This is a genomic window from Winogradskyella sp. SYSU M77433, from assembly GCF_029911945.1.
In the GTDB taxonomy this organism is placed as follows: Bacteria; Bacteroidota; Bacteroidia; order Flavobacteriales; family Flavobacteriaceae; genus Winogradskyella.
On sequence record NZ_JARYTG010000008.1, the window covers coordinates 142,105 to 156,412 of the forward strand.

Annotated in this window: 17 protein-coding genes; 8 read left to right on the plus strand and 9 right to left on the minus strand. The window is 34.8% G+C overall.

The annotated features are described in order from the left end of the window. Nucleotides 1–18 precede the first annotated feature (18 nt). Nucleotides 19–540, minus strand: a complete 522-nt coding sequence (locus QGM60_RS15645; protein WP_281141192.1) for a hypothetical protein — start codon at nucleotides 538–540, stop codon at nucleotides 19–21. 189 nt (nucleotides 541–729) lie between these two features. Here QGM60_RS15645 and QGM60_RS15650 point away from each other — a divergent pair, with 189 nt between their 5' ends. Both QGM60_RS15650 and QGM60_RS15655 read left to right on the plus strand, forming a co-directional pair. Beyond that, a complete protein-coding gene (locus tag QGM60_RS15650) occupies nucleotides 730–1,173 on the plus strand; it encodes a hypothetical protein (protein ID WP_281141193.1) in 444 nt (147 codons plus the stop codon). Then, complete coding sequence (locus QGM60_RS15655; RefSeq protein ID WP_281141194.1) at nucleotides 1,173–1,373, plus strand: helix-turn-helix transcriptional regulator; 201 nt, start codon at nucleotides 1,173–1,175, stop codon at nucleotides 1,371–1,373. Before QGM60_RS15650 ends, QGM60_RS15655 begins: the two co-directional genes overlap by 1 nt. 7 nt (nucleotides 1,374–1,380) lie before the next feature. On the opposite strand, the gene QGM60_RS15660 is transcribed toward QGM60_RS15655, so the two are convergent. Next, nucleotides 1,381–2,787 (minus strand): glycoside hydrolase family 27 protein, encoded by a 1,407-nt coding sequence (locus QGM60_RS15660; RefSeq protein WP_281141195.1) that lies wholly within the window; start codon nucleotides 2,785–2,787, stop codon nucleotides 1,381–1,383. Nucleotides 2,788–2,960: 173 nt separating this feature from the next. Here QGM60_RS15660 and QGM60_RS15665 point away from each other — a divergent pair, with 173 nt between their 5' ends. From QGM60_RS15665 to QGM60_RS15675, 3 genes are all read left to right on the plus strand, one after another. Then, nucleotides 2,961–3,479: a hypothetical protein gene (locus tag QGM60_RS15665; RefSeq protein ID WP_281141196.1), complete on the plus strand. Its 519-nt coding sequence runs from the start codon at nucleotides 2,961–2,963 to the stop codon at nucleotides 3,477–3,479. Between the two features lie 137 nt (nucleotides 3,480–3,616). Then, complete coding sequence (locus tag QGM60_RS15670) at nucleotides 3,617–3,886, plus strand: metalloregulator ArsR/SmtB family transcription factor (protein ID WP_281141197.1); 270 nt, start codon at nucleotides 3,617–3,619, stop codon at nucleotides 3,884–3,886. A 49-nt stretch (nucleotides 3,887–3,935) separates the two neighbouring features. Continuing rightward, on the plus strand, nucleotides 3,936–4,958 hold the full coding sequence (locus QGM60_RS15675) for an LLM class flavin-dependent oxidoreductase (protein WP_281141198.1): 1,023 nt from the start codon (nucleotides 3,936–3,938) through the stop codon (nucleotides 4,956–4,958). A 1-nt stretch (nucleotide 4,959) separates the two neighbouring features. Here the strand turns inward: QGM60_RS15675 and QGM60_RS15680 are convergent, their stop codons facing one another. Continuing rightward, nucleotides 4,960–5,634, minus strand: coding sequence for a Sir2 family NAD-dependent protein deacetylase (locus QGM60_RS15680; RefSeq protein ID WP_281141199.1), 675 nt, complete (start codon nucleotides 5,632–5,634; stop codon nucleotides 4,960–4,962). Between the two features lie 144 nt (nucleotides 5,635–5,778). Here QGM60_RS15680 and QGM60_RS15685 point away from each other — a divergent pair, with 144 nt between their 5' ends. The 3 genes from QGM60_RS15685 to QGM60_RS15695 all read left to right on the plus strand — a co-directional run bounded on the left by QGM60_RS15685 (nucleotide 5,779) and on the right by QGM60_RS15695 (nucleotide 7,464). Next, complete coding sequence (locus tag QGM60_RS15685; RefSeq protein ID WP_281141252.1) at nucleotides 5,779–6,435, plus strand: RNA methyltransferase; 657 nt, start codon at nucleotides 5,779–5,781, stop codon at nucleotides 6,433–6,435. Nucleotides 6,436–6,475: 40 nt separating this feature from the next. Beyond that, nucleotides 6,476–7,006: an SRPBCC family protein gene (locus QGM60_RS15690; RefSeq protein WP_281141200.1), complete on the plus strand. Its 531-nt coding sequence runs from the start codon at nucleotides 6,476–6,478 to the stop codon at nucleotides 7,004–7,006. Nucleotides 7,007–7,101: 95 nt separating this feature from the next. Beyond that, complete coding sequence (locus tag QGM60_RS15695) at nucleotides 7,102–7,464, plus strand: VOC family protein (protein ID WP_281141201.1); 363 nt, start codon at nucleotides 7,102–7,104, stop codon at nucleotides 7,462–7,464. On the opposite strand, the gene QGM60_RS15700 is transcribed toward QGM60_RS15695, so the two are convergent. The 6 genes from QGM60_RS15700 to QGM60_RS15725 all read right to left on the minus strand — a co-directional run bounded on the left by QGM60_RS15700 (nucleotide 7,461) and on the right by QGM60_RS15725 (nucleotide 14,109). After that, nucleotides 7,461–8,282, minus strand: a complete 822-nt coding sequence (locus tag QGM60_RS15700; protein ID WP_281141253.1) for a carboxypeptidase-like regulatory domain-containing protein — start codon at nucleotides 8,280–8,282, stop codon at nucleotides 7,461–7,463. The two genes, QGM60_RS15695 and QGM60_RS15700, sit on opposite strands and share 4 nt — an antisense overlap. A 189-nt stretch (nucleotides 8,283–8,471) precedes the next feature. After that, nucleotides 8,472–10,277, minus strand: a complete 1,806-nt coding sequence (locus tag QGM60_RS15705) for a DEAD/DEAH box helicase (RefSeq protein WP_281141202.1) — start codon at nucleotides 10,275–10,277, stop codon at nucleotides 8,472–8,474. A 319-nt stretch (nucleotides 10,278–10,596) separates the two neighbouring features. Beyond that, nucleotides 10,597–11,136, minus strand: a complete 540-nt coding sequence (locus tag QGM60_RS15710) for a hypothetical protein (protein ID WP_281141203.1) — start codon at nucleotides 11,134–11,136, stop codon at nucleotides 10,597–10,599. Between the two features lie 135 nt (nucleotides 11,137–11,271). Continuing rightward, the gene (locus tag QGM60_RS15715) at nucleotides 11,272–11,775 is read right to left on the minus strand and encodes a hypothetical protein (protein WP_281141204.1); all 504 of its coding nucleotides are present in this window, start codon (nucleotides 11,773–11,775) and stop codon (nucleotides 11,272–11,274) included. Between the two features lie 77 nt (nucleotides 11,776–11,852). Then, nucleotides 11,853–12,893: a serine hydrolase domain-containing protein gene (locus QGM60_RS15720; protein ID WP_281141205.1), complete on the minus strand. Its 1,041-nt coding sequence runs from the start codon at nucleotides 12,891–12,893 to the stop codon at nucleotides 11,853–11,855. A gap of 40 nt (nucleotides 12,894–12,933) precedes the next feature. After that, nucleotides 12,934–14,109 (minus strand): amidohydrolase family protein, encoded by a 1,176-nt coding sequence (locus QGM60_RS15725; protein WP_281141206.1) that lies wholly within the window; start codon nucleotides 14,107–14,109, stop codon nucleotides 12,934–12,936. Nucleotides 14,110–14,308: the final 199 nt, after the last annotated feature.

Below are 14,308 nucleotides of genomic sequence, written 5' to 3' on the forward strand. Positions count from 1 at the left end.
CAATTTTTCTATTCAACTTTATTCAGTGTAACCGTAATATTTCATTAAATCATCAGAAATTTCGTCTAACCATTTATGAACAAGCATTACTAAATCCATAAAATCAATTTCCGCATTAGTTATTATTAAATTTCGGTCAAACCCATCCCCTAAATTTATTGAAAATTTTCCGTTCTTATGATTGATATATGAGCTTTGATTAACGGTGTCAGATGAAGAATATTTACCAATTTCAGATTTTTTCAAATAAGAATCTTTTAGTTCAAATGGATTATCTAATATATATTTTAGCTTATGTCTTATAGCTTCTGGTGTTTTACATTTTAAGTAAAGTTCTCTTCTATAATCTCTTATATCATTTGACAAAACCTTAGAGAAATCTATAGGTTTTTCATGAAAATTTAATATTAAATCAAAATTAAAATTACTATTAATAAAAAAAGTATAACTGCATAATTTTTCAGAAAAACCATAAAAATAATGATAATAAAAAATGAAATCACTATTGTCGAATTTATTTTGGATTTCTTTATATGTCATGGTTGTGTATAATAGTGCTAACTTTTGGGGTATGAATCCGTATTATTGATTTTATATCTACAGTTAACGAAGTTCGCCTAAATTTCCTAAAAAATCAAGTTTATGTTAAAACACTTGCTTAAAATCAAAATGTAAAATATATTTGTCATATAGTAAAAATAATTTTACTAATTATAAAATATACTTGTCATGAATTTAAAACGTATTCAAGATTGCGAACGTAGTAGAATAGAACGTTGGTCGCAGTTTCAGTTAGCTCATCCTTGGAAAACCAGGGCTATTATTTTTTGTGTAGCCGTCATTATAGCATTAATAGCCTTAAAGTTTACGGATACCGATTACCAATGGGTTAAGTTTGGTTTAAGACGCGCTTTATTGGTTGGTCTATTGGCTGTTTCTCTATCCAAAGAAAAAATAGAGGATGAGATGATTGTGTCACTTCGAGCAAAGTCCTTCACCTTAGCTTTTGTACTTGCTGTTTTATATGCTTTGGTGCAACCTGCGGTAAATGTTCTTGTCTTTAATGTATTAGGAAAAGAACATCTTAATGACACATTCACTTATTTTCAGGTATTGTCATTTATGCTTTTAATCCAGATTCTATTTTTTGAAGTTCTAAAACGCAGCAGATAATGGAAAACACAATAAAAGTAGAACGCGCCATTTTGAGTTTAACACAAGGCGATTTGGCAGAGAAAATAGGAGTATCGCGCCAAACTATAAACTCTATTGAAGCCAATAGATATGTGCCTTCAACTGTTTTAGCTTTAAAACTATCTGAAGTATTTGGTAAACCGGTTAATGAATTTTTTAAACTGAGTCCAGAGGATTAGTCACAGTTTATTCTGCGGTTTCAAGTTTATAAAGTCCTGAAGCATGTGGTTTCAAATTTTGGCTAAATGTATTATTAAAAACACCTAGCTTTTCACCAGTCCAAAGATTTGTTATAGTAATATTACCATTAAGATTTAGTCCTGATAAGTTCACTTCAACATCTAAAGTATCTTCATCAGAAATATTGAACAAGGCCAAATACGTATCACCAGAATCTTTATGTTTTGAAGTGATTGCAATACTATTTTCCTTATAGAACAAAGGTTGGGTATCTATACTTTCAGCATGCATTTTTAGAACGTCTTTATTGGTAAGTAGAGACAGCGTAAATTCGTCATTACTTGGTAAATCTCCACCAAAAAATAATGGAGATCTAAATATGCTAAATAATGTCATCAGTGTGTATTGCTCGTCATTGGTCAGTTTAGACATGCGATCATCGCCACGCTCACCACGAATGGATAGTCGTCCTAGCGGAATCATATCACAGTCTGGCCATGTACCACCTCCAATGTAAGGATACCAAGCTTTGCTAACGTCAAATAAATGATCTAAGTGATCCCAACTATCCCAAACATCGTTAACCATTCGCCACATATTTGCATGTTCACTAACATGTTCAGCAGCATCAAACGGAGTAGCGCCTGGTGACGTACTTAATACAATCGCTCTACCTGAGTTATCAATGGCATTTCGTATAAGTTCAACTTCTTTTTCGTGATAAATAGGTGCAGAGAGGTCATCGATTTTGATAAAATCAACTCCCCATTCTGCGTATAATTCAAAAATAGAATTATAGTATTCTTGTGCTCCTGGCTTATCAGCAACTATGGTATAATTATCTTTAAGCCATTTACACTGATTTTCGGTAGTATAGATTTGGTCAGCCGTAATGCCATCAGTTCCTTTAATAGGAAGTTTATTTTCTACAGCTTCTTTCGGAATACCACGCATAATATGAATGCCGAATTTTAAACCCTTATTGTGAATGTAGTCTGCTAAGGCCTTAAAGCCATCTTCTTTTGTAGCTGACGGAAATCTGTTTTGGGCAGGTAAATAACGACCATACTCGTCCATAACGTAAATAGGATCTTTCTGGTTATAGCCATGGCGCTTTGTGTTTTCTACAAACCATCTGATATCCACAACGACATATTCCCAACCAAAATCTTTCAAATGCTCTGCCATGTAATCGGCATTCGCTTTAACTTCATCTTCTCTTACTGTAGGACCGTAGCAATCCCAACTGTTCCAGCCCATAGGTGGAGTCATTGCCCAAGTTTTAAAGTCTTTTGTATCTGTTTTAGCTTCATTTTGAACACTAACTTCAGAGACTTTTTTTTCAGTGTTTTGCTTACAGTTTACAACTAGAAAGGAAATCAGTATAAGAGATAAATGTTTGAAGAGTTTCATAATGGCTTGGATAAAAATATTTGATAAGTTTTATAAGTGTAAAAATCACACTAATGTAAATTTTTATTAGTTTATTTCAAAATAATAATGCTTAATAAGCTGTTTTTAAGATTATTTGTGATGACATTTTTTTGGTTTTCCGATGTTATAGTGAATTAAAAATTTAAGCTATTATGAAAACCAAATTCCAAAATTTTATTGCTCTTTTACTTATTCTAGGCATTGTGTCTTGTTCGTCAGATGATGATGCTTCTCCATCCGAAACAACACCAGCTGGTAATTGGATGCTCACATCTTTAAGTATTGAAACTGCTTTCGATTTCAATAATGATGGTACAGCATCTAGAAATTTATTTGAAGAAACCCCTTGCTACAATGGTGATTTTGTAACCTTAAATGCTGATGGAACTGCAAGAGTGGTTACGTCATTAACTTATATTTATGCCGATGTGGTTAGTGCTACGGACTACAGCTATAATTACGAATGTCAAGATGGTTATGATGTAGATACGGTTTGGGACCAAAAAAATGATATGGTAATTGTGCATTATGGTGCCACTAACTTACAAGGCACTATTCCCGGAAATACCATGACTGTTGTTATTCCAGATTTTTTTAATATTGAAATGTATAATGGTACAAACTACTACGATGTACAAGAGGATGTCACTCTAATATATACTAAAGGATAAACTAACCAACCAATTATTTTGAGAGAAACCATAAAGCATTTTCGTTTTATGGTTTTCGCTTTTTAAAAGATTAGACGTGTAATTTTATCTTTCAAAATAATATTGATACATTTGCATTTGTCTATATATTTTGAATAATGGATTTAAAACAAGTTGAAAAAATATCTAAAGCATTGAGTGACATTAACCGTTTAAAAATTTTGCAATACATGCAAAAGAATAAGGGAAAATTAGAATGTACTCATGCTTGTAATTTATTGTCTTTAGCACAGCCATCCGTGAGTCATCATATAAAAAAGTTGGTTGAAGCTGAGCTTATTAGTCAATATAAAATAGGCAGAAATTTCCATTATTCACTAAATAATGAAACTTGGGATACTTACCAAGTGGCACTAAAAAGCCTTTAATTTTTTAATTAAAACATCGAAACTTTTAAATATATAAATAAGTTTATTTATGTCGAAAAAACACATCGCTTATTCAATTTTAGATCTTGCTATAGTTTCTAAAGGTCAGTCTTTAAGCGATACATTTAAGCATTCTTTAGCTTTGGCACAAGCTGCCGATAAGCTCAATTATAAGCGCTATTGGTTGGCAGAACATCATAATACAGATGCCATTGGTAGTAGTGCGACTTCAATTTTAATCGGGAAATTAGCCGAAGGAACAGAGCGCATCAGAGTTGGTTCTGGTGGTGTTATGTTGCCTAATCATTCTCCTTTAATTGTAGCAGAACAATTCGGGACTTTAGGAATTCTTTATCCAAACCGTATCGATTTAGGTTTGGGTAGAGCACCAGGAACCGATAGAGAGACAGCTCAAGCCATACGTTCAGATTTTTATCAAGCGGCACAATCTTTCCCTTCGGAAATTGAAAAAATTCAAGGTTATTTTTCGGATTCTAATTACACTAAAAGAGTCCGAGCCAATGTAGCTGAAGGAGTAGATGTGCCACTTTACATTTTAGGCTCGAGTACAGATAGTGCACATCTTGCAGCAAGAAAAGGTTTGCCATATGCTTTTGCTAGTCATTTTGCAACCACACATTTGTACAATGCTCTAAATATTTACCGTAACGAATTTCAACCTTCTGAAATTTTACACCAGCCATACACTATGGCTGGTGTAAATATTATTGTAGCAGATACGGACGAAGAAGCTGAGCGTATTTCTACGTCCTTATACAGAATGATTATTGGATTGCTTACTGGAAAGCGCGATTATATGCAAGAACCAATAGAAATGACAGACGATTTGCGAGAAGTTTCTAATCATCCTTCGGTGCAGCAAATGCTGAAATATTCTTTTATTGGAAGTAAGGCAACTGTAAAAAGTAAGGTCGAAAGCTTTTTGGAAAACACAGGTGTTGATGAACTGATAGCAGTGACCAATATTTATGATGGTGAGGATAGAATAAAATCTTATCGTCTTTTCGCTGAAATCATGGAAGAGCTAAATGCTGAGGTTGCCCAAGTGTAAGTTATAGAGAAGCTATAAAATCTTTGATACCTTCTGTGGCAGATTTAGCAATAACCGTTACTTTACCATCATTATTTAGGGCAGGTTTCGGGTCAATGTAATACATCGGAATATTCTCTGGAACATAATGCATTAAACTAGCTGCTGGATAGACTTGCATACTCGTACCGATGATGACCAATATATCAGCCGTGTAGCAAATGTCCACGGCTTTTTCTATCATAGGCACTTCCTCTCCAAACCAAACGATATGTGGTCTTAGTTGGTGACCTTTTTCACAGGTATCTCCAAGGTTAATGTCTTCTGTCCAGAATTTAATATCGTTCGGATTTCCAGTACTTCTAACTTTGTTGAGTTCACCGTGAAGATGTACTACATTAGTACTACCAGCACGCTCGTGTAAATCATCTACATTTTGTGTCACCACAGTAACTTTATAATCGCTTTCTAAGTTGGCAATTGCGATATGCGCACTATTGGGAGTCACGGTTTTAAGTTGTCGACGTCGTTGGTTGTAAAAATCAAGAACCAAAGCAGGATTATTTCTAAAACCTTCTGGTGAGGCTACTTGCATCACATCATGACCTTCCCAAAGGCCATCATGATCTCTAAAGGTTTTTACTCCACTTTCGGCACTCATGCCTGCTCCTGTTAGTACAACGATGTGTTTGCTCATGGATTAAAAATACAAAATGTCATTACGAGGAACAAAGTGACGTGGTAATCTTTTTAATGACTTTATCCTGAAACACGTTTTACAATCTTAAGAAATCGAGAGATTCTTCGCTACGCTCTGAATGACATTATGTATTTTTGGCTCATGCCAGATTTAAAACTCTTAGAATATTTAGAATCGTACTTAACTGAGAACAGAAAAAACCGATTCCATAAGGTGCTGTCTCAACGTACCAAACATTTTACGGTAGCTACTGAAGACGTTTATCAATTGCACAATACCAGTGCTGTTATTCGCTCTTGTGATGTTTTTGGTATTCAGGAAGTGAATATTGTTGAGGAAGTCAATTCCAAACGTATCGACCGAGAAATTGCCATGGGAGCACAAAAATGGGTGGACTTGAATCGCTATCACACCGTAAAATCCTGTATTCAAGATTTAAAAGCAAAAGGGTATCAGATTGTAGCAACCACACCACACACCAATGATTGTGAGTTAATCGATTTTGATATCACCCAAAAATCCTGTTTTTTCTTTGGAAGGGAAACCGAAGGTTTATCGCAACAAGTTTTAGATGAAGCGGATTCTTTTCTAAAAATACCTATGGTTGGTTTTACCGAAAGTTTGAATATTTCGGTATCCGCAGCCATTATTCTTCAGCATGTGACTTCGAAGCTTAGAAAATCTGATATCCATTGGAAATTATCAGATGAAGAAATCCTAGAAAAACGTTTCGATTGGATTAAAAAAACCATAAAAAATTACGATGCTATAGTAGAGCGGTATCAAACCGAAGCTTAAATTTTGTAAATTTAGTTCACTAACCAAAAACTAAAATATCATGATTATTGCGCTCTATGTTATCCTTGCCATTATTGCTGTCATCATACTTTTGGCAGTTATAGCTCCCAAAAACTACAATGTTAGCCGAAGTGTTATCATTAAAAAACCCATTGCAGAAGTCTTCAATTATCTGAAGTATATTAAAAATCAAGATGATTGGTCTCCTTGGAAAAAGAAAGACCCTGACATGAAGCAAACTTTTACAGGAACTGATGGAGAAATAGGTTTTGTATCGCGTTGGGAAGGCAATAAGGATGTTGGAGTAGGTGAGCAAGAACTTACAGGAATTACTGAAAATTCATCTGTTGAAAGTCAATTACGATTTTACAAACCTTGGAAATCACAGTCCGATGCTTACATTACTACTCGAGAGATTGATGCCAATACAACAGAAGTAGTTTGGGGTTTTACAGGAGTGAACAAACCACCTTCAAATATTTTCTTTTTGTTCTTTAATATGGATAAAGCCGTAGGAAAGGATTTTGAGGAAGGTTTAAGCGATTTAAAACGAATTTTAGAATCTAAGTAACTAGAACTGATGGAAAGCAGAAAAATTTAAACTTTTCAGACTGAGCTTGTCGAAGTCTATTTCTAAATAAAACTAATATTAAAAAACTTAAAACTATGGTAGGTTGGTTTGAAATTCCCGTAAACGATATGAATCGTGCTAAGACCTTTTATGAAACGGTCTTTAAAGTTGAAATTAAAGATGTGGATTTTGGAGGTCTAGAAATGGGTTGGTTTCCTGATAATAATGGCGCTTATGGAGCTACGGGAACACTTATTAAACAAGACTCTTACATTCCAAGTCAAGAAGGGACTTTGGTGTATTTTATGTCTGATGATGTGCAAAATGAATTGGATAGAGTAGAAGCCGCAGGTGGAAAAATCTACCAAGAGAAAACTAAAATTTCAGATGAACACGGTTGTATGGGAGTTTTTATAGATACGGAAGGGAATCGTGTCGCTTTACACTCTAATTCTTAAGCTTTCCCTTTACCACTTTTACGCTCTTTACTACGTTTTATAACTTTGTATTCTTCGTAGCATTCGCTTATAGCGTCTAAGATCTGTAGGTCGTTAGCCGTATTGATAAATTCTTTAGAATAGTTACACTGGTTCACAATTTCATCTAAATCGAATTTAGTGACCTGTAGTAATACCAATAACATTTCTCTGTCGTAGCGTTTGGCAAGCTGATTTCGGATTTCGTCATCCTCTTTCATTTTTCTCAACTTATGCATTTCGTTCGGTTTTTTACCAAACATGTTGTAGAGAAAATCTGCAGGATTAAAAATAGCACCAAGCACTTTGGTAGCAATATTGGTTTTTCCACCTTCATAACCTTGCCCTGGTAAACCAGAGATACGGTATTGGTTATTAGATTGAATAGGTACTTGCTTTATGTCTACTTCCAAATAACCCGTTAACTGTAATTGCTTTACGGTAACTTCTTCCAAAGCTAGAGCAAGCTCAGTCATGGTAATTTCCGTATTTCCGAATTTTAACCAGTCATTGGTAACTCTTACTTTTATGGATTTGTAACCTAAATAAGATAAGTGTAAGGTGTCGTTGGCTTTGGCTTTAATTTCAAATTCACCATTATCATCTGTAGCCACACCGACCACTTGGTTAATATTTACGATATTTACTTCACTTAATGGCTCGTCGGTTGTGGCACTAATAATAGTTCCTTTCACCATTTTTGGCGCATCAGTTTCTGTACTATCAGTACTAGTTTCTTGTGCATAACTATGTACAGAAGTAAAACATAAAAATAAAAGTAGGATATATCGCATGCGTATCTGTTACGATGTAAAGGTAATAAAGAAAACGGACATTAATAATTAGCCTATTATTTTTGACTAAATATTAACAAACTTACTTGGTTGGTTGAACGTTATATCGAGCGCAGTTGAGATATAGACTACAGGTTCTCATAAAAACAAAAAATCCAAATTCATATTAAGGAATTTGGATTTTTAATTGAATTCTTATTTACGTCTAGAACGTCTTGGTCTGTCTGAACCAGAACGGTTACTGCGTCTTTCGCTACGGTTATCCGAACTGTCACTTCTTCTAGAGCGTCTTTCGTTTTTTGGTTGGCTATCGCTACGTCTACTAGAACGTCTTTCTCCGCCACCACTGCGTTTTCCGCCTTTGCCACGTCCTCTGTCGCGTCTTCCGCCACCACCACGGTTTTCACTCACTTCAACATTAACAAATCTACCTTCAAATTTAAAATCGGTAAAGAAGTTCAATACTTTTTCTTGTTGTGATTTTTCAGTGTTGAAGAATGAAAAACTATCTTTTACATCGACTTTAAAGACATCATCACGACCTAATTCTAACTGCTCTTTTAAGAAGTCTTTCAACTTCATCCAATCGTAACCATCTTTACGACCAACGTTAATGAAATAACGTGTATCGTTAGACGATTTATTATCTCCACGATCTCTATCACTTCCGCCATAGTCTTCAACGCTAAGATCTTTAGATTTATCGTAGTAGTTAAAGAAACGGTTAAACTCTACAGAGAAGAATTTCTTAATCAATTCGTCTTTGTCAGTATCTTTAAACAATTCATTGATACTGCCTAAATACTGATCGATTTCGTGGTTGGTTTCAGTAGTATGAATTTTCTTCGCCAAAGACATTAACTGTACTTCAACGATTTCCATACCAGAAGGAATCTCTTTCTTATCAAACTGTTTCTTAATGATACGCTCGATACTTTTAATTTTTCGAACTTCACTTTTTGAAACAATTACCATAGAAACACCAGTTTTTCCGGCTCTACCAGTACGACCAGAACGGTGTGTGTAAGTTTCTATTTCGTCTGGTAACTGGTAGTTAATAACGTGCGTAACATCATCAACATCAATACCACGAGCAGCAACATCAGTAGCGACAAGCATTTGAATTTGCTTGTTTCTAAAAGCTTTCATCACTAAATCACGTTGGTTTTGGCTTAAATCTCCGTGTAATGCTCCTGCACTGTAACCATCTTCAACCAGTTTTTCGGCTACTTTTTGTGTATCGCGTTTGGTTCTACAGAATACCACAGAAAAAATATCTGGATTAGCATCTGCCAAACGTTTCAACGCTAAATAACGATCTCTAGCATTTACCAAATAGTATTCGTGAGAAACGTTGCTTGTGCTTTCGTTTTTGTTACCAACTGTAATTTCAATGGGGTTGAACATAAAATCCTTAGCAATCGCAGCCACTTCTTTTGGCATGGTTGCCGAAAATAACCAGGTGCTTTTATCGGCTGGAGTGTGCGATAGGATTTCGGTCATATCTTCATAAAAGCCCATGTTTAGCATCTCGTCGGCTTCATCTAAAACCGAATATTCAATTTTAGAAATATCAACAAGTTTACGGCTAATCATATCTTTCATACGACCAGGAGTAGCTACAATAATCTGCGCTCCTCTTTTTATTTGCTTGGCTTGTTCTGTAATGCTAGAACCACCATAAATAGCCACCACGTTTAGTCCTTGGCAATATTTACCATAAAGTTTTAGCTCGTTGGTAATTTGCAAACAAAGTTCGCGTGTTGGTGATAAAATAAGTCCTTGTGTGGTACGACTATCCACATTGATTTTTTGAAGCATAGGAAAACCAAAGGCAGCCGTTTTACCGGTTCCGGTTTGTGCCAAAGCCACTAAATCGCGCTCTTCTTCTAATAAAACAGGGATAGCTTTCTGTTGTACTTCACTAGGTTGCTCAAAGCCTAAATCGGCAATAGCATTGAGTAGATCTTGGTTAAGACCCAATTCTTTGAATGTGCTCATTCTTAATTTTAAGTATTCGATAATTATTATGTAGTGTTACAAAAGAAGCGAATCGACATACTTAAAACCTGAAACTTCTGGTAACACATCCTCACCTTGAGGATAACCCAAACTCAGCTATTCTGAGTTTGAAGGCGCAAAAGTACGTTATTTTATTGGATTGGCAATTTTTGGGAGTGGGTTAGTGGCTAGGGTATGATTTTGTTTGGTGTTTAAGTATTTAGGTTAACAAACAAATCACGGATAAAAAATTCTATCGTAATTTTCATAAGCAGGTTCTAACTAGCAATGAATTATAGGTAATGTTGGTAGCCGTTTTTTAAAATTTATTAATAACATTATTTATAAAATTCATTATTCTTTCAGTATTTAATATTGCAGCCACTATTGCTAGCACAATTCCAATAAACCAAGGATTAGATAATAGTTTTTGTATCAGAGACTTTTTTAATGGTGTATTATTTTCTGTTTTTGGATTACTTATTATACGTGCTTTTTTCAAATCTGATTCTTGAATAACAGTCCCAATTGTTGAATTACTAAAATCATTATTTATGATTACACCAAATATTTTTTCATTTCCGTTTTTTATATCTCGACCTTTATCAAGTAGTTTTATTTGGCGTGAGCCATACATTTCAGCTATATCGTTATTAATAAAGTGTTGTCTTATTTTAAAAGTCAAGTCACTAAATATTAATTGGTCGTTTTTAGATAAATTCAAATCAGATTTTAAATCAGAAATAGAGAAATTATCATATTTCGGCGCGTGTTTAATAACTAAAGGAATAAACTTTTCAAGATATTCGTCTGTATTGTATTCAGGCTTTTGTCCGTAAGATCCTAATTTTATTCCCATAGTTGATTTAAATGATTGTAACGTCAACATATAGTTCTATTTCAATGAACTATGTCAATTGATAAGCTAAAATAGTCTTAAATTTTGATAATCAATAATCTACCTTTAAATCTGTTAAAGTTTTAGGATGTCTAACTATTCCATATCTCGTGTATTAGCGACTTCTCTAAAGAGTTTCCATTTGCCATCGGCTTTATCTTTTTTAAGTAGCGCTAAAAAGGTTGCGGTGAGTTCTATATGTTCGCCTTCGGCATTGGTGTAATAGGTAGAGCTTGTACCAAAATCGTAAGCTATACTGTCGCTAACCAACTTGGTTTCTACTGGTCGCATCACTAAACTATCGTAATGATACGCACCTGTTGGTTTTTCACGTAAACGCTTGTAGGTAGCCCAATATCCACAGTCAGGATCGTAAGATTTAACGTTAGACATGGAGTAGTTTTTTAAATCTGCAAATCGGTTTTCCTTAATAGCAGTTGTAAAACCTTTTCTAAGTTCTTCAATAGCTGCTAATTCAGCTTCAGTATCTATTGTGGTGACTACAGTTTCTGTTTCTTCGTTTGTTGGTTCTGTTTTGTTGGTTTTTTCATCACAAGAGCAAAGTGATACTACTAATACAAAAAGCAATAGATGTTTCATAAGATGTTGTTTTTTTGGTTGGTTAGTTGTATTGCAATGTAATGATAAATTCTCAAAATCAATAAGTTACCATTATGTTAGTTTTGCTCTGTGATTTTCCGAAGTATTTTTACAATGCGTTTATTTATAATTTCAGATAAGTTCCAATTGTAGAGTTTAGAATCTGTGGTGCTGTAAAAGGCAACCGTAACCGCATCGAGATCTTTATGGTACTTTGCAAAACTTTGGTAGCCTGGCACCCAACCTGCATGTTCGTACTCATAAATAGAGGAGTAGATGTCTTGTTCACCAGGTTCAAACACAGAACCGTCATTTAAAGCACGTATAAACGTGCCTACATCTTCGGCAGTGGCTAACATACCATGCTCGTCAGTTTTTAAATCGTGAGGATGACCAACGTGATAACCACTCATAACATCGTCTATATTAACTTCGCTTAACGAACCGTAGGTATTGTTGAGTTGTAAGGGTTCTAAAATTTCTTCTTTGATGAATTGAAAGTTGTTATAGCCTAAGGCATCATCCATAATCTTATTAATCAGCAGATAATTGGTGTTACAATACTCATAGTCTTCATCTGGTTTAAAATTTGCTGGTTGGTCTAGAATTAAAGCGACACTTTCCTCATAAGATTGTGTGGGATTTGCCCAAAAATTATAAGTATCCGTAAAATTTGGCATGCCACTTCTATGCTGTATCATTAATCGTAAAGTAATCTTATCGGCATATTCTATTCTGCCTACAAGTTCTGGTAAATAATCTGCTATGGTTTTGTCTAAAGACAGTCGTCCGTCATTGACCAATTTGGTAACAGCCACAGCATCGTAGAGTTTGCTTATACTGGCAATTTTAAATAAATCATGCGGATTGGCAGGTGTTTTAGTTGCTCTATTATGCCAACCAGAAGCCACATATTGAGGTGGTTTGCCAGCTTGATCGATGTAAACAATGATACCGTCAAATCCATGTGTTATAGCTTTATCGGCTTGTTCTTGAACGGTATCTGGTAAGGGTAATATCCAAGCTTTTACTAAAAGCCATGGTACAAAGTAGAGTGAAATTGCGGTACCCAAAAAGAGTAACACCCTAATGATGGTTTTGGTTGATTTTTTAGTCATTTGATTGATTGAAATTTAAGCGATTGAAAGCCGAAATATATTAAAAGGTTTTACCGTTTTTCCAAACTTGGTCTACTTTTTTAATATTATCAATGTTTTCTAAAGGATTGGCTTTTAGAATGACAAAGTCGGCTTTGCTACCAACTTTTAGTTCGCCTATTGGAAGATTAAAGGCCTTTGCGGCATTTCCTGTCGCAATTTTTAAAATATCAAGATTTGAAAGTCCTGCGTTTTTGTAGATTTCTAATTCTAGATAATAGTCTTTACCAAAATCCATCTGATACTCTTGGGAGTCTGTCCCAGCAACAATTAAAATGCCGTTGTCATGCATTTTCTTAACTACTTTAGAGTGTTCATCTGCACTCATAATATTTTCTCTTATCCACTTAGCCATATCAGGAGGAAGCATTTCCTCAATAGGTTTTAAATTGATACCAGCTGTAGTCACAATAAAAATATCATTTGCCGCTATCGTTTTATAGAATTCATCCGAAAGTGGGTATTCATCTTTACGAGATGGCATGTGTACAAAACCATCGGGTTTGTATTTTGCAATTTCAAGCATGCCTTCCAAAGTGCTGGTATGCACTACAGCTTTAAGATTCTTTTGATGTGCTAGGTCAATGAGTTTTCCGATTTGCTCGTAACTTAACGTTGGTGGTACCGGATCACCAAACATACTTGCATTGGTTCGTACAATTTTGATGTAATCCACATCTTTAGCCAAACGATGTTCTATCCAAGTATCAGGCGATAAGGAATCATTGATGGTTTCCATATCTGGACTAAACTGTGTTGGATGTCCGCCTGGAGCCGTAGCGGCATGACCAGAGCCATAGAGTGTTGAAAATCCTAAAGAATCTTTGGAAAGTTTTTTCCATTCGGACTCTCTGTCTTCCAATCCTGTGTGCATATTTAATAACGTGAGAATGCCTAAAGGATAACCTTCTTTAAGGTCGTCAACGGAATTGGCATGAACATGTGCATTTACAATACCAGGAATAATGTATTTATCTGAAGCATCGATAATAGAATCTCCTGTAATTTCCTCTAAAGTTATTGCGGCAATAGTATCATTATTTATGGCAATATTCACGAGACCTTTGTCTTCGTAGCCATCGAATACCTGTGCGTTTAAAAAAACTAGATCATAGTTTTTTGGTTTAGCGCAACTCATGGCAAGCGCTATAAGTCCTAGTAGAATAATTCTTTGCATCGGTTGGTTGTAATGTTAAAAAGATGAAACAATATAAACATTATATTCTGAAAATCAATAGGCTATGGTTTTTGTTGATATAGAGTTATTGCTTTGATAACACCTAAGAGATATTAATTTTCTATCACTAATCAGCTTATTCTTACACTTTTATAAAAAGTGAAAATTGGAATTAAAGATTGCATAAAACTAGCATAAC

Bases quoted from the DNA above. Each gene is read 5' to 3' on its own strand.
- QGM60_RS15645 (WP_281141192.1), bottom strand. From the start codon at position 540: ATGACATATAAAGAAATCCAAAATAAATTCGACAATAGTGATTTCATT.
- QGM60_RS15650 (WP_281141193.1), top strand. From the start codon at position 730: ATGAATTTAAAACGTATTCAAGATTGCGAACGTAGTAGAATAGAACGT.
- QGM60_RS15655 (WP_281141194.1), top strand. From the start codon at position 1,173: ATGGAAAACACAATAAAAGTAGAACGCGCCATTTTGAGTTTAACACAA.
- QGM60_RS15660 (WP_281141195.1), bottom strand. From the start codon at position 2,787: ATGAAACTCTTCAAACATTTATCTCTTATACTGATTTCCTTTCTAGTT.
- QGM60_RS15665 (WP_281141196.1), top strand. From the start codon at position 2,961: ATGAAAACCAAATTCCAAAATTTTATTGCTCTTTTACTTATTCTAGGC.
- QGM60_RS15670 (WP_281141197.1), top strand. From the start codon at position 3,617: ATGGATTTAAAACAAGTTGAAAAAATATCTAAAGCATTGAGTGACATT.
- QGM60_RS15675 (WP_281141198.1), top strand. From the start codon at position 3,936: ATGTCGAAAAAACACATCGCTTATTCAATTTTAGATCTTGCTATAGTT.
- QGM60_RS15680 (WP_281141199.1), bottom strand. From the start codon at position 5,634: ATGAGCAAACACATCGTTGTACTAACAGGAGCAGGCATGAGTGCCGAA.
- QGM60_RS15685 (WP_281141252.1), top strand. From the start codon at position 5,779: ATGCCAGATTTAAAACTCTTAGAATATTTAGAATCGTACTTAACTGAG.
- QGM60_RS15690 (WP_281141200.1), top strand. From the start codon at position 6,476: ATGATTATTGCGCTCTATGTTATCCTTGCCATTATTGCTGTCATCATA.
- QGM60_RS15695 (WP_281141201.1), top strand. From the start codon at position 7,102: ATGGTAGGTTGGTTTGAAATTCCCGTAAACGATATGAATCGTGCTAAG.
- QGM60_RS15705 (WP_281141202.1), bottom strand. From the start codon at position 10,277: ATGAGCACATTCAAAGAATTGGGTCTTAACCAAGATCTACTCAATGCT.
- QGM60_RS15710 (WP_281141203.1), bottom strand. From the start codon at position 11,136: ATGGGAATAAAATTAGGATCTTACGGACAAAAGCCTGAATACAATACA.
- QGM60_RS15715 (WP_281141204.1), bottom strand. From the start codon at position 11,775: ATGAAACATCTATTGCTTTTTGTATTAGTAGTATCACTTTGCTCTTGT.
- QGM60_RS15720 (WP_281141205.1), bottom strand. From the start codon at position 12,893: ATGACTAAAAAATCAACCAAAACCATCATTAGGGTGTTACTCTTTTTG.
- QGM60_RS15725 (WP_281141206.1), bottom strand. From the start codon at position 14,109: ATGCAAAGAATTATTCTACTAGGACTTATAGCGCTTGCCATGAGTTGC.